At 71.5% G+C, this 14236-nt stretch carries 11 protein-coding genes; 9 read left to right on the top strand and 2 right to left on the bottom strand.

Translation table 11 applies throughout. From position 1 onward, the window contains the following. Positions 1 to 19: 19 nt before the first annotated feature. Entirely contained in the window at positions 20 to 1639 is a 1620-nt protein-coding gene (locus FK530_RS21270) for an ABC-F family ATP-binding cassette domain-containing protein (protein ID WP_146488970.1), read from the bottom strand. Between the two features lie 111 nt (positions 1640 to 1750). Here FK530_RS21270 and FK530_RS21265 point away from each other — a divergent pair, with 111 nt between their 5' ends. From FK530_RS21265 to proB, 9 genes are all read left to right on the top strand, one after another. Continuing rightward, complete coding sequence (locus FK530_RS21265) at positions 1751 to 4438, top strand: valine--tRNA ligase (RefSeq protein ID WP_146488969.1); 2688 nt, start codon at positions 1751 to 1753, stop codon at positions 4436 to 4438. Further along, on the top strand, positions 4435 to 5853 hold the full coding sequence (gene folC / locus FK530_RS21260; protein WP_146488968.1) for a bifunctional tetrahydrofolate synthase/dihydrofolate synthase: 1419 nt from the start codon (positions 4435 to 4437) through the stop codon (positions 5851 to 5853). The genes FK530_RS21265 and folC overlap by 4 nt, the downstream gene beginning before the upstream one ends. Then, complete coding sequence (locus FK530_RS21255) at positions 5850 to 6251, top strand: DUF4233 domain-containing protein (protein WP_146488967.1); 402 nt, start codon at positions 5850 to 5852, stop codon at positions 6249 to 6251. Before folC ends, FK530_RS21255 begins: the two co-directional genes overlap by 4 nt. A 111-nt stretch (positions 6252 to 6362) precedes the next feature. Next, on the top strand, positions 6363 to 6776 hold the full coding sequence (gene ndk, locus FK530_RS21250; RefSeq protein ID WP_146488966.1) for a nucleoside-diphosphate kinase: 414 nt from the start codon (positions 6363 to 6365) through the stop codon (positions 6774 to 6776). A gap of 319 nt (positions 6777 to 7095) precedes the next feature. Beyond that, the gene (locus tag FK530_RS21245; protein ID WP_146488965.1) at positions 7096 to 10170 is read left to right on the top strand and encodes a translation initiation factor IF-2 N-terminal domain-containing protein; all 3075 of its coding nucleotides are present in this window, start codon (positions 7096 to 7098) and stop codon (positions 10168 to 10170) included. A 147-nt stretch (positions 10171 to 10317) separates the two neighbouring features. Next, positions 10318 to 10629 (top strand): 50S ribosomal protein L21, encoded by a 312-nt coding sequence (gene rplU / locus FK530_RS21240; RefSeq protein WP_068524798.1) that lies wholly within the window; start codon positions 10318 to 10320, stop codon positions 10627 to 10629. A gap of 45 nt (positions 10630 to 10674) precedes the next feature. Beyond that, positions 10675 to 10938 carry a 50S ribosomal protein L27 gene (gene rpmA / locus FK530_RS21235; RefSeq protein WP_013126135.1) on the top strand — a complete coding sequence of 88 codons (264 nt, stop codon included), beginning with the start codon at positions 10675 to 10677 and terminating at the stop codon, positions 10936 to 10938. A gap of 111 nt (positions 10939 to 11049) precedes the next feature. Continuing rightward, positions 11050 to 12510 carry a GTPase ObgE gene (gene obgE, locus FK530_RS21230; protein ID WP_146488964.1) on the top strand — a complete coding sequence of 487 codons (1461 nt, stop codon included), beginning with the start codon at positions 11050 to 11052 and terminating at the stop codon, positions 12508 to 12510. Next, the gene (gene proB, locus FK530_RS21225; RefSeq protein WP_146488963.1) at positions 12507 to 13643 is read left to right on the top strand and encodes a glutamate 5-kinase; all 1137 of its coding nucleotides are present in this window, start codon (positions 12507 to 12509) and stop codon (positions 13641 to 13643) included. Before obgE ends, proB begins: the two co-directional genes overlap by 4 nt. A 40-nt stretch (positions 13644 to 13683) precedes the next feature. Here proB and FK530_RS21220 read toward each other — a convergent pair whose 3' ends face one another. Continuing rightward, entirely contained in the window at positions 13684 to 14193 is a 510-nt protein-coding gene (locus FK530_RS21220) for an SRPBCC family protein (protein ID WP_410468448.1), read from the bottom strand. Between the last annotated feature and the right edge of the window lie 43 nt (positions 14194 to 14236).

Below are 14236 nucleotides of genomic sequence, written 5' to 3'. Positions count from 1 at the left end.
GATCACCGGAGGTGCACGGTCACCGGGCGCGCTGCACCCGCGCCTCGTGCCACACGGGTTCGTCGGCCTCGCGCACGGCGCCGTCGGAGCCGAAGACCAGGAACCGGTCGAAGGACCGCGCGAACCAGCGGTCGTGCGTGACCGCGAGGACGGTGCCCTCGTACGCCTCCAGCGCGTCCTGGAGCGCCTCGGCGCTCTCGAGATCGAGGTTGTCCGTCGGCTCGTCGAGCAGCAGCGCGGTGCTCCCGGCGAATTCGAGCAACAGCACCTGGAAACGCGCCTGCTGCCCGCCGGACAGGGTCTCGAAGCGCTGCTCCGCCTGCCCGTGCAGCTCGTACCGGCGCAGCGCGGGCATCGACCGTCCGAGGTCGGCCGCGTGCTCGTGCCGAAGGATCTCGACGAGGGTGCGTCCCTGCAGTTCCGGGTGCGCGTGGGTCTGGGCGAAGTGCCCCGGGACGACGCGCGCCCCGAGTGCCGCGGTGCCGGTGTGCGCCACGGCCTCGCCCGCGAGCAGGCGCAGGAAGTGCGACTTCCCGGAGCCGTTCGACCCCAGCACGGCGACCCGCTCGCCGTAGAAGACCTCCAGGTCGAAGGGCTTCATCAGGCCGGTCAGCTCCAGCTGCTTCGCCGTGACGGAGCGGACACCGGTGCGCCCGCCGCGCAGCCGCATGGCGATCTGCTGCCGCCGCGGCGGCTCGGGCGGGGGACCGGCCTCCTCGAACTTCCGCAGCCGGGTCTGTGCCGCCGAGTACCGGGAGGCCATGCCGTCGTTGAACTTCGCCTGCTCGCGGAGCGTGAGCACGAGCTTCTTCAGCTGCTGATGGCGCTCGTCCCAGCGGCGGCGGAGCTCGTCGAAGCGGGCGAACCGCTCCTCCCGTGCGGCGGGAAAGGTGGCGAAGCCGCCGCCGTGCACCCAGGCGTCCGCGCCGCCCGGTGCGGGATCCACGGCCACGATCCGCGTGGCGGCACGCGAGAGGAGCTCTCGATCGTGACTGACGAACAGCACTGTCTTCGGTGTCTGCCGGAGCTGCTCCTCGAGCCACTCCTTGCCGGGGACGTCGAGGTAGTTGTCCGGCTCGTCCAGTAGCAGTACTTCGTTGTCGCCGCGGAGCAGCGCTTCCAGCGCGAGGCGTTTCTGCTCGCCGCCGGACAACGAGGCCAGCCCGCGCCACTGGGCACGGTCGTAGGGGATCCCGAGCGCCGCGACCGTGCAGGCGTCCCACAGGGTCTCGGCGGCGTAGCCGCCGGCGTCGCCCCACTCGGCGAGCGCGGTCGCGTACCGCATCTGATTCGCGTCGCCGTCGTCGTCCATGAGCGCCAGTTCGATCGCGTCCAGCTCGCGCGCCGCCTCCTGGAGACGGGGAGCCGAGACCGACAGCAGCAGGTCGCGGACCGTCCGTTCGTCGCGCAGCGATCCGATGAACTGGGGCATCACCCCGACGCCGCCACTCGAGGTGACCGTCCCTCCGTGCGGCTCCAGCTCGCCCGCGAGGAGCCGCAACAGTGTCGTCTTGCCCGCGCCGTTGCGCCCCACGAGGGCGGCCACCACGCCGTCGCCCACCCGGAACGAGACGTCACCGAGCAGCGCCCGCCCGTCGGGCAGGTAGTACTCCACGTGCGTCGCCTCGAGATGTCCCATATGCCCCATCCTGTCGGTCGCGCCGGGGAGCGCGCCACTGCTTTTCCGTGTCGGGGTCGTGCCGTGAAAGCCCCACGCGGAGCGCCTGCGTGCACTGACTAGAATCGTGGGGTGACTACTGAGCCGCAGAACGCCGCAGACCGACTTCCCGCCGCCTGGGAGCCCGGTGCGGTAGAGGCGGACATCTACGCCGGGTGGGTTGACGCCGGGTACTTCACCGCTGACAACACCTCGCCCAAGCCGGCTTTCTCGGTGGTCCTGCCGCCCCCGAACGTGACCGGCAGCCTGCACCTCGGGCACGCGCTCGACCAGACCATCACCGACGCGCTGTGTCGCCGCAAGCGGATGCAGGGCTTCGAGGTGCTGTGGCTGCCGGGCACCGACCACGCCGGCATCGCCACCCAATCGCTGGTCGAGAAGCAGCTCGCCGCCGAGGGCACCAGCCGTCGCGAGATCGGCCGCGAGAAGTTCCTGGAGCGCGCGTGGGCCTTCAAGGAGGCCAGCCACGGCAACATCACCGGCCAGATGCGCCGCATCGGCGTGGGCATCGACTGGTCGCGCGAGCGGTTCACCATGGACGAGGGACTCTCCCGCGCCGTCCAGACCATCTTCAAGCAGCTCTTCGACGCGGGCCTGATCTACCGCGCGGAACGCCTCGTGAACTGGTCGCCCGTGCTGCAGACCGGCATCTCCGACCTGGAGGTCGACCACAAGGAGGTCGACGGCGAGCTCGTCTCCTTCCGGTACGGCTCGCTCAGCGACGATGAGCCGCACATCGTCTGCGCCACCACGCGACTGGAGACGATGCTCGGTGACACCGCGATCGCCGTCCATCCCGAGGACGAGCGCTACCGTGCCCTCGTCGGCACGACGCTCGAACACCCCTTCCTGGATCGCCGCATCCCCGTCGTGGCCGACGACTACGTCGACCCCGAGTTCGGTTCCGGCGCCGTGAAGATCACTCCCGCGCACGATCCGAACGACTTCGCTCTCGGCCAGCGGCACGACCTGCCGATGCCCACGATCATGGACGAGACGGCCCACATCGTCGGTACGGGAACGCAGTTCGACGGCCTCGACCGATTCGCGGCCCGCAAGGCGATCCGTGACGCCCTCGCCGAGCAGGGGCGGATCGTCAAGGAGGTGCGGCCCTACCGGCACAGCGTCGGCCACAGCGAGCGCTCCGGCGAGCCGATCGAGCCGCGGCTGTCGATGCAGTGGTGGGTCAAGGTCGAGCAGCTCTCCAAGGCCGCGGGCGACGCGGTCCGCAGCGGCGACACGACGATCGTGCCCGAGTCGCTGGCCCCGCGGTTCTTCGACTGGGTCGACGAGATGCACGACTGGAACATCTCCCGCCAGCTGTGGTGGGGTCACCGCATCCCCGTCTGGTACGGCCCGGCGGACGCCGAGGGCAACCGCGACGTGGTGTGCTGCGGTCCGGAGGACACTCCGCCCCCCGGGTACGAGCAGGACCCCGACGTGCTCGACACCTGGTTCAGCTCCGGCCTGTTCCCCTTCTCGACCATGGGCTGGCCCGAGCAGACCGCCGACCTGGCCAAGTTCTATCCCACATCCACGCTGATCACCGGCTACGACATCATCTTCTTCTGGGTCGCCCGGATGATGATGTTCGGCACGTTCATCGGCGAGGAGCCGCGAGCGCCGGGCAAGGTCCCCTTCCACGAGATCCTGCTGCACGGTCTCGTCCGTGACGAGTTCGGCAAGAAGATGTCGAAGTCGAAGGGCAACGGCATCGACCCGCTCGACTGGGTCGACGAGTACGGCGCCGATGCGCTGCGCTTCACCCTGGCCCGCGGCACCATCCCGGGCGCCGACCTCAACGTGGGCGCCGATGCGGCGGCGAGCAGCAAGAAGTTCGCCACCAAGTTGTTCAACGCGACCAAGCTGGCGCTGATGAACGATGCCCGGGTCGGCGAGCTCCCGGCCCGTGCCGCGCTCACCGACGCCGACCGCTGGATCCTCGACCGCCTCGCCGCGGTGCAGGCCGAGGCCGACGCCGCCTTCGACGCCAACGAGCTGGGCAAGGCCTGCGAGGCGTTGTACCACTTCGCGTGGGACGAGCTGTGCGACTGGTACCTCGAGGTCGCCAAGCTGCAGTTGCAGGGTGCCGACGAGACGGTGGCCGAGCACACCCGCCTCGTCCTCGGCAAGGCCCTCGATGTGATCCTGCGGATGCTGCACCCGACGATGCCCTTCGTCACCGAGGTCCTGTGGAAGGCCCTCACCGGGGGCACCTCCCTCGTGATCGCCGACTGGCCGTCGCGCGACTGGGCACCGGCCGAGATCCCCGCCGACGGGGTCGAGTCCGCCCGTCGTTTCGCCGACCTGCAGCGTCTCGTCACCGAGATCCGCCGGTTCCGCAGCGATCAGCTGCTCAAGCCCGGCCAGCGGGTCGCCGCTCGGCTCTCCGGCCTCGACGAGGCGGGACTCACCGCCCTCGCCCCGGCCGCGGCGAACCTCTGCCGGCTCACTCCGCCGGAGGACGGTTTCGCCGCGACCGCCTCGCTCGAGGTCCGCCTCGTGGGCGGCACCGTCACCGTCGAGGTGGACACGTCCGGCACCGTCGACCTGGCTGCCGAGCGGGCGCGCCTGGAGAAGGATCTCAAGGCCGCGCAGAAGGAGCTCGACGGGACCACGGCGAAGCTCGGGAACGAGGCCTTCCTCGCCAAGGCGCCCGACGCGGTCGTCGACAAGATCCGCACACGACAGACGGTCGCGCAGGAGGAGGTCGAGCGCCTCGCAGCCCGGATCGCGCAGCTCGGCGGGGGCGCCGCGTGACGGTACCCGCGTTCGCCGCCGACCCCGACGACCTCGCCGAACTCGCACAGGTCGAGGCGGAGCTGGACCAGCGCTGGCCCGAGACGAAGATCGAGCCCTCGCTGGCGCGCATCTCCGCGCTGATGCAGCTGCTCGGCTCGCCGCAGGACGCGTATCCGTCCATCCAGGTGGCCGGGACCAACGGCAAGTCGTCGACGGCGCGGATGATCGATTCGCTGCTGCTCGCCTTCGCGCGTCGCACGGGCCGGATCACCAGCCCGCACCTGCAGCTCGCGACGGAGCGCATCGCGGTCGACGGTGCGCCGCTCACCGCCCGGCAGTACGTCGACACCTACCGCGAGCTCGAGCCCTACATCGAGCTCGTCGATCAGCAGTCCGAGGCGGCCGACGGCCCGCGGATGAGCAAGTTCGAGGTGCTCACCGCGATGGCCTTCGCGGCGTTCGCCGAGGCCCCCGTCGACGTCGCGGTCGTCGAGGTCGGTCTGGGCGGGACCTGGGACGCGACGAACGTCGTGACCGCCGAGGTCGCCGTCATCACCCCGATCGGCCTCGACCACGTGGAGATCCTGGGGCCCGACCTCGCCTCGATCGCCGGGGAGAAGGCGGGGATCGTCAAGCGCGCCCCGGAGCGGCTGATCCCCAAGGACACCGTGGTCATCGTGGGTAAGCAGGAGCCGGAGGCGATGGACGTGCTGCTCCGCAGAGCCGTCGAGGCGGACGCCGCCGTCGCGCGCGAGGGCTCCGAGTTCATGGTCGTCGAGCGGCGCGTGGCCGTCGGCGGGCAACAGCTGACCCTGCAGGGGCTCGGCGGCGTCTACGACGACGTCTTCCTCCCGCTGCACGGCGAGCACCAGGCGAACAACGCCGCGGTCGCGCTCGCCGCCGTCGAGGCCTTCTTCGGTGCGGGCGCCGACCAGCAGCTCGACATCGACACCGTCCGGGAGGGCTTCGCGAAGTCGGCGTCGCCCGGTCGGCTCGAGCGCGTCCGCAGCGCCCCGACGGTGCTCATCGATGCCGCCCACAACCCCCACGGCGCACAGGCTCTCGCGCGCACCATCGAGACGGAATTCGGTTTCCGCACCCTGATCGGCGTGGTCTCCGTGCTCGCCGACAAGGACGCCGTCGGTGTGCTCACAGCGCTCGAGCCGGTGCTTGACACCGTCGTGGTCACGCACAACGGCTCGCCCCGCGCGCTCGAGGTGGAGCGCCTCGCGGCGATCGCGGAGGAGATCTTCGGCGAGGACCGTGTGGTCACGTCGCCCACCATGGTGGACGCGGTGGAGACCGCCGTCGCGCTCGCCGATCAGGAGTCCGACGACGAGGAGGGCCCCGCCTCGGGGGTCGGCGTCCTCATCACCGGCTCCGTGGTCACCGCGGGCGCCGCGCGCTCGCTGTTCGGAAAGGAACCCCAGTGACCGAGCCCCAGCGGTTCACACCGCCGCCCAAGGACCCGTGGAAGAGCTTCCGCGGCATCCTCTCCGGCACCCTGATCCTCGAGATGATCGTCATCCTGCTGGCGCTGCCGGTCGTGATCCGCCTCTCGCCGGGCCTGTCGGGACTCAAGGTCGCCTATGTGCTGGTCCTGGCCGCAGCATGCTTCGGCGGGTGCATGGTGGTCAAGAAGCCGTGGGCGATCCCCGCCTTCCTCGCGCTGCAGGTCGCCGTCATCGCCGGCTTCGTCGTGCACTGGGGGATCGGCGCCGTGGGCGTCGTCTTCGCCATCGTCTGGGCCTACATCGCCTACATCGAGCGCGACGTCAAGCAGCGCATGGCCGAGGGACGCCTGCCCGGGCAGGAGCCGATCGTCGAGTGAGTGTCCCGAGCGTCGGGTCCTGCTGGCGTCGGCGGCCGGATCCGGCGGTCGCCGGCGCGGAAAACCGACGCTCGGAACGCGCCCCCGGACCTCACCGTTACGCTGTAGCCCGTGACTGAGCGGACTCTGATTCTCATCAAGCCCGACGGCGTGCGGCGCGGCCTGTCCGGGGAGATCCTGGCGCGCATCGAGCGGAAGGGCCTGACCATCGCGGCCCTCGAACTCAAGCACGTCTCGACCGAGGTGGCCGAGGGCCACTACGCCGAGCACAGGGAGAAGCCCTTCTTCGGCTCCCTGCTCGAGTTCATCACCTCCGGGCCCGTGGTGGCCGCGGTGCTGGAGGGCCCGCGCGCGATCGCGGCGTTCCGCCAGCTCGCGGGCGGCACCGACCCGGTGGAGAAGGCCGTGCCCGGCACGATTCGCGGCGACTTCGGCCTGGAGACCCAGGAGAACCTTGTGCACGGTTCCGACTCGCCCGAGTCCGCCGCGCGTGAGATCGCCCTCTGGTTCCCCGGTCTCGCCTGACCTGCCAGAACCTGTTACACACCCCTGATTCCCACGGGCCCGCCCGCGCGAACCGCGCGGCGCGGGCCCGATACTTTTCCGCACTGCCTGTGGCATGTGGGATACTGACCCCGGACGCACGTCGGCGCGCGCAACCGCGCGGCGCCGACCGGCCCGGCTGGTTCGCACAACGTCGAGCCAGCGTGCGCCACGCACGAGACACGTGCAGACCTTGACAAACGTGGGGCGGTAGGAGATTCCTTCGCCCGCACCACACGACACGCCCCCGCGTGGCCGCGACCAGCAGTGATCGCGCCCGGGGGTCGGTAGGAGATATTGAGTGGCCGACAACACGTCGCCGGAAGAACAGAACAACGAAGCTCGCGAGGAGTTCCCGCAGAAGCTGCGCGTCCACGCGTTGGCGCGCCTGCTGGGCCTCACCAGCAAGGAGGTGCTCGCGCACCTCGGCGAACTGGGCTTCGTCGCACGCAGTGCGCACTCCAGCATCGATCGCAGTGCCGCCGAGCGGGTGCGCGACCGCATCACCGAGTCGGCGGCCGAGGCCTCCGCGGACCCGGCGGCGCCCGCCGCCGAGGCGCCCGAGCCCGTCGCTGCAGCGGTCGAGCCGGAGCAGCCCGTGGCCGACAGCACCCCGTCGCTGTTCTCGGCGGCCGCGGTGGCCGAACCGGTCGTCGAGCAGGCACCGGCGGTCGCCTTCGACGCGAACGTGCCCCTGTTCCTGCAGCCCGAGAAGATCGAGCAGCCGCCGCGCAGGGCACGCGCCGCGAAGAAGGACGCCGAGGATTCTCCGGCCACCGAGTCCGCCAGCGCCGAGTCGGCTCCCACTGCGGCTGATACATCCGTCGACGGCGCGCCCGCCGCGGAGGATTCCGGGGCCGGTTCGACCGATGCCGCGGCGTCGACCGAGCAGAACGGCGACGACGAGGCGGGCGGCAACCGCCGGCGCCGTCGCGGTCGCCGGGGCCGCGGGCGCGGCCGCGGCGAGAACGCCGACGAACAGGACTCCCAGGAGCAGAACGAGGGCGACAAGGCCGGCGACGCCGAGGCGCCGGCTCAGGACGCCGAGCAGGCCGATGGTGAGCGAACCGGCGGCGAGTCCGACGCGGAGAAGGCCGACGAGACCTCGTCGGACGACGCCGACGGGGACGACGTCGAGGACGTGACGGACGGTGGCTCGCGCCGTCGCCGCCGGCGTCGCCGCCGTCGCGCGGGCACGGGGGAGGACGGCGCGGAGGCCGCCTCGACCGACGACCCGCCCAACACCGTGGTGCACGAGCGCGAGCCGCGGCAGCGGACCCGTCGCGACGAGGTACGCGGCATCAGCGGTTCGACCCGCCTCGAGGCGAAGCGCCAGCGCCGCCGCGACGGCCGGGACACCGTGCGTCGCCGCCCGCCGATCCTCACGGAGTCGGAGTTCCTCGCGCGCCGGGAGGCCGTCGATCGCGTGATGGTGGTCCGCGAGCGCACCGGCGTCGGCCCGTCGGAGGGCCAGGACGGCCACACCGTCCCGCACCCGCAGGACTACACCCAGGTCGCCGTCCTCGAGGACGGCGTGCTGGTCGAGCATTTCGTGACCTCGTCGAGCTCGGCGTCGATGGTGGGCAACATCTACCTGGGCCGCGTGCAGAACGTGCTGCCCTCGATGGAGGCCGCCTTCGTCGACATCGGCCGCGGCCGCAACGGCGTCCTGTACGCCGGCGAGGTCAACTGGGACGCCGCCGGACTCGACGGCAACGCCCGCAAGATCGAGCAGGCGCTCAAGCCGGGCGATCAGGTGCTCGTGCAGGTGTCGAAGGACCCGGTGGGGCATAAGGGTGCCCGCCTCACCACCCAGATCTCGCTCGCCGGCCGCTTCCTGGTCTACGTGCCCGGCGGTGGCTCCGCCGGCATCTCGCGCAAACTGCCCGACACCGAGCGCAAGCGCCTCAAGGAGATCCTCAAGGAGATCGTGCCCGCCGACGCCGGCGTGATCATCCGCACCGCGTCCGAGGGCGTCAGCGCCGAGGAGCTGGCGGGCGACGTCGCCCGGCTGCAGGCGCAGTGGGCCGAGATCGAGCAGGCCTCCTCGCAGAAGGGCGTCAAGGCGCTCTACGAGGAGCCCGACCTGCTGGTCAAGGTCGTGCGCGATCTGTTCAACGAGGACTTCAGCAAGCTCGTCATCGAGGGCGCGAAGCCGTGGAGCACGGTCGAGAAGTACGTCTCGACCGTCGCGCCCGACCTGCTGCCGCGGGTCGAGAAGTTCGAGAAGGCCCACGCCGACGCGCCGGACGTCTTCGCGACGTACCGCATCGACGAGCAGCTCGCCAAGGCGATGGACCGCAAGGTCTGGCTGCCCTCGGGCGGCACGCTGGTCATCGACCGCACCGAGGCGATGACCGTCGTCGACGTCAACACCGGCAAGTTCACCGGCGCCGGCGGCAACCTCGAGGAGACCGTCACCCGGAACAACCTCGAGGCGGCCGAGGAGATCGTGCGGCAGATGCGCCTGCGCGACATCGGCGGCATGATCGTCGTCGACTTCATCGACATGGTGCTCGAGTCCAACCGCGATCTCGTGCTGCGCCGCCTCACCGAGGCCCTGGGCCGCGATCGCACGCGCCACCAGGTCTCCGAGGTCACCTCGCTGGGCTTGGTCCAGATGACCCGCAAGCGGATCGGTACCGGTCTCGTCGAGGCATTCTCCACGCCGTGCCAGGCCTGCTCGGGCCGGGGCATCATCGTTCACGACGCACCGGTCGAGTCCTCGGGCGGCGGCGAGGACAACGGCCGCTCCGGTGACAAGGCGGAGGGCTCGGGCCGCAAGAAGCGCAAGCGCGCCAAGTCCGACGGTGCCGCACCGGCCCCGTCGACCCCGACCGCGCCCGCCAAGGAGCCCGCCGCGCACAAGGGCGAGCACCCGATGTTCCGTGCGATGGCCGCGCACCACGACGAGGACGCCCCCGAGGGCGTCGACACGGCCGAGGCGCAGCCCGCCGAGGCGCCGGCCGAGGGGGCGACCGCCGAGCGGGACGCCGTCGAGCCGGTCGTCGAGGCCGTCGCGGAGACGCCCGTGACCGAGGCGCCCGCGGCTCCGGCGGCGGAGGCCGCGCCCGCGCCGCGCGCCGAGGCCGCGACGCCGGTCGAGGCGACGGCACCGTCGGCGCCCCGGCGGCGGCGGGTGGCGCGCAAGGCGCCCACCACCACGTCGGCGGCGGCGCAGACCATCGTGGTCGACATCGCCGCCCCCGCGCCCGAGGCGCCGGTGGCGGGCGCCCCGGCCGCGGACGGTGCCGGAGCCTCCGTGGTCGAGCCCGCGCGCAAGCGGGCCCGTCGACGGGCCGCCGCCCGTCCGGCGGGGCCCGCGGCGGGAGGCCCCGGGAGTGACGGTGCCGACAAGGCGGACCAGCCGGTTTGACCCTGTCGCCGGCCTTCCCGTAACCTGGGAAGGTCGCTTTTCCGGCGGCGCGCTCGTGCGTGCGTGTTCCGGAGTACCCGCGTGATACGAGCCGCGCACCTGGCGCGCGCTGAACTACGAGATGTGTAAGAAGAGGTAAGTCCGAAGATGGCCACGTATGCGATCGTCAAGACCGGCGGCAAGCAGTACAAGGTCGCCGTCGGCGACCTGGTGAAGGTCGAGAAGATCGACGGTGAGGTCGGCAGCAGCGTTTCGCTGCCCGTCGCTCTGGTCGTCGACGGCGCGAACCTCACCACCGACGCCGCGGCGCTGGAGAAGATCTCCGTGACCGGCGAGGTCGTGGATCAGGTCAAGGGACCGAAGATCCGGATCCACAAGTTCAAGAACAAGACCGGCTACCACAAGCGTCAGGGCCACCGGCAGAAGCTGACGGTCGTCAAGGTGACCGCGATCGCCTGACCGGCGAACCGAGACAACGAACACCCCTAGTACAGGAGTAGCCAGATGGCACACAAGAAGGGCGCGTCCAGCTCGCGCAACGGTCGTGATTCCAACGCCCAGCGACTGGGCGTGAAGCGGTTCGGTGGCCAGAAGGTCAGCGCCGGCGAGATCCTGGTCCGCCAGCGCGGCACCCACTTCCACCCGGGCGTCGGCGTGGGTCGTGGTGGCGACGACACCCTGTTCGCCCTCGCGGCGGGCGCGGTGGAGTTCGGCACGAAGCGTGGCCGCAAGACGGTCAACATCGTGCCGGTCGCTGTGGAGGCCTAGGTCCCGCAGCGTCACACGAGTCTTTTCGAAGGCGGGCAGGTCTCCACGACGTGGGACCCGCCCGCCTTCGGCTTTTCGCCCATCCGGGCACATCGGTAGAAAGAGGTTCATATGTCCAGGTTCGTCGACCGGGTGACGGTGCACGTCACGGCCGGTAACGGGGGCCACGGCTGCGCCTCGATCCACCGGGAGAAGTTCAAGCCCCTCGGCGGCCCCGACGGCGGCAACGGCGGCCGCGGCGGCTCCGTGATCCTCGAGGTCGATCCGCAGGTGCACACCCTGCTCGACTTCCACTTCCGGCCGCACCTCAAGGCCACCAACGGCAAGCCCGGCGAGGGCGGCAACCGCGAGGGCAAGTCCGGCCAGGACATGGTGCTCAAGGTGCCGGACGGCACCGTCGTGCTGGACACCGACGGCAAGATGCTGGCCGACCTGGTGGGCGCGGGCACCCGATTCGACGCCGCCCAGGGCGGTCGCGGCGGCCGCGGCAACGCCGCACTCGTCTCGAAGGCCCGCAAGGCGCCCGGTTTCGCCCTGCTCGGCGAGGACGGCCAGGCCCGCGACCTCGTGCTCGAGCTCAAGTCGGTCGCCGACGTGGGCCTCGTCGGCTTCCCGTCCGCGGGCAAGTCCTCGCTGGTCTCCGTGCTCTCGGCGGCGAAGCCCAAGATCGCCGACTATCCCTTCACCACGCTCGCGCCCAACCTCGGCGTCGTCTCGGCGGGGGAGACCACCTTCACCATCGCGGACGTGCCCGGGCTCATTCCCGGCGCGTCGACCGGCCGCGGCCTCGGCCTGGACTTCCTGCGGCACCTCGAGCGCTGCGCCGTGCTCGCGCACGTCGTGGACTGCGCGACCCTCGAGCCGGGCCGCGACCCGGTGAGTGACGTCGACGCGCTCGAGGCCGAGCTGGCGGCCTACCAGCCGGCGCTCGCCGCCGACACCGGCCTGGGTGAGCTCTCCGAGCGCCCGCGGATCGTGGTCCTCAACAAGGCCGACGTGCCCGATGCCGAGGAACTCGCCGAGATGGTGCGCCCCGAGTTCGAGGCGCGCGGCTGGCCCGTCTTCGTGATCTCCGCGGTCGCGCACACCGGCCTGCGCGAGCTCACCTTCGCGCTGGCCGACCTGGTGCAGAAGTACCGGGCCGAGCGCGGCACCCCGGTGGCGCGGCGACCCGTCATCCGGCCCATCGCGATCGACGAGTCCGGCTTCGAGGTCATCTCCGATCCCGATCAGCCGGGCGGCTTCATCGTGCGCGGCCCGCGCCCGGAGCGGTGGATCAAGCAGACCCCGTTCGACAACGACGAGGCCGTGGGCTACCTCGCCGACCGCCTCAACCGGCTGGGCGTCGAGAAGGAACTGATCAAGCTCGGCGCCGAGCCCGGCTGCCCCGTCACCATCGGCGACGTCTGCTTCAACTGGGAGCCGTCGCTGGGCACCATCGACGACGTGCCGGTGACCGGCCGCGGCACCGACATCCGTCTCGAGCAGAACGAGCGGGTGGGCGCGGCCAAGCGCCGCCACCAGCACGACGTCCGCCGCGGTTTGGCGAGCGACGACGAGGACGACGAATGACGGCGGCGCCCGCGACCGGTGATCTCCTCGCGGGCGACATCCGCGCCGTGGTCGCTGGCGCCCGCAAGCTCGTGGTGAAGATCGGCAGCTCCGCGTTGACCGATCTCGAGCACGGCCTCGCCTCCGACCGGTTGGACGCCCTGACCGATGCCATCGTCGCCCGCCTCGACCGGGGGACGGAGGTCATCGTCGTCTCCTCGGGTGCGATCGGCGCCGGGATGGCGCCCCTGGGCCTCAAGCGTCGGCCGACGGACCTGGCGACGAAGCAGGCCGTCGCATCGGTGGGGCAGCTCCAGCTCGCCAACGCCTGGGGCGCCTCGTTCCGGCGGTACGAGCGCATCGTCTCGCTCGTGCTGCTCACCGCGCACGACATCGGCCTCCGCGTGCACGCCGCGAACGCGCAGCGCACCCTGGACCGGCTGCGCACCCTCGGCGCGGTGCCGATCATCAACGAGAACGACGTGGTGGCGTCGAACGAGGTCCGCTTCGGCGACAACGATCGGCTCGCCGCCCTCGTCGCGCATCTCACCGGTGCCGACGCGCTGGTCCTGCTGTCCGACGTCGACGGGCTGTACGACGGCGATCCCCGCAAGGGAGACGCGGCGCTGCTCGCCGCCGTCGACGGGCCCGAGGACCTCGACGGCGTCGTCGCCGGTTCCGGCGGCGCGCTCGGTACGGGCGGGATGGCGTCGAAGCTCTCCGCGGCGCGGCTGGCGGCCGACGCGGGCGTCCCGGTGCTGCTCACCGCCGCGGCCCTCGCCGACCGGGCGCTCGACGGTGCCGACGTCGGCACCGTATTCCGGCCGCGGGCCGTGCGCCTGTCCGCCCGACGGTTCTGGGTGCGGCATGCCGCCGACGTGCACGGCGACCTGACCCTGGACGACGGCGCCGTCTCCGCGGTCGTCGATCGTCGCCGTTCGCTGCTCCCCGCCGGCGTGACGGCGGTGGCCGGCACTTTCTCCGGGGGAGACGTGGTGAACCTGCGCGACCTGCGCGGGGTCGTGCGGGCTCGCGGTGTGGTCGCGTACGACCACACCGAGCTCGAGATGATGCTCGGCCGCGATACGACGGACCTGCCGGAGGGCCTGCGCCGGCCCGTCGTCCACGCGGACGACCTGGTACCGGTCCGCTAGGCCCGCCGGGCGGCCGCCGGAGCCGATCCGGTCGGTGTGCTCAGACCTGGGTGCCTTCGAGATCGCGGCGCAGCGCCGCCTCGGAGGCCTTCACCGCCTGTACGGCGAAGGGCTCGATGAGCATGCCGAGTGCCTTCCCGGCCAGGCCGCCGGGCAGTTCGTAGGTGAACTCCACGGCGAGTTCGGTGGTGGCGTCGTCGACGGCGGTGAAGCTCCAGCGCGACGTGGTCGTGAAGCCCGCGATCGAGGTCAGTGTGATGAGGCGGTCCTCCTCGAACTCGGTCACCCGCACGACCGAGCCGATCTCCTTGGGGCCGACCTTCACGGCGGAGTCGTACGTCGCGCCGAGGCCGTAGTCCTTCTCACCCTGCGGGTCGAACCGGCTGATCCCGAAGAACCACCGGGGCACGGTCCGGTAGTCCGCGACGTGCGCGAACGCGGTGCTCAGCGGCACAGACGCGGTCGCGGTGTGGTGGATCGTGGTCATGGTGCCTCCGGCCTCGGCGTCAGGGACGACGTACGTATGGGACCCGGTGTCCCGGGTGACCACCGGCGACCCTACATGCACGACCAGGGCATTCATACAGACAGGT

Source organism: Tsukamurella conjunctivitidis (assembly GCF_007858475.1).
Classification (GTDB): Bacteria; Actinomycetota; Actinomycetes; order Mycobacteriales; family Mycobacteriaceae; genus Tsukamurella; species Tsukamurella conjunctivitidis.
The sequence above is the reverse complement of the archived record's forward strand: the minus strand, read 5'-3'. Positions and strand labels throughout refer to the sequence as shown.

Excerpts from the sequence above, each read along its gene's own strand:
- FK530_RS21270 (WP_146488970.1), bottom strand. The coding sequence starts at position 1,639 with ATGGGACATCTCGAGGCGACGCACGTGGAGTACTACCTGCCCGACGGG.
- rplU (WP_068524798.1), top strand. The coding sequence starts at position 10,318 with ATGGCCACGTATGCGATCGTCAAGACCGGCGGCAAGCAGTACAAGGTC.
- rpmA (WP_013126135.1), top strand. The coding sequence starts at position 10,675 with ATGGCACACAAGAAGGGCGCGTCCAGCTCGCGCAACGGTCGTGATTCC.
- obgE (WP_146488964.1), top strand. The coding sequence starts at position 11,050 with ATGTCCAGGTTCGTCGACCGGGTGACGGTGCACGTCACGGCCGGTAAC.
- proB (WP_146488963.1), top strand. The coding sequence starts at position 12,507 with ATGACGGCGGCGCCCGCGACCGGTGATCTCCTCGCGGGCGACATCCGC.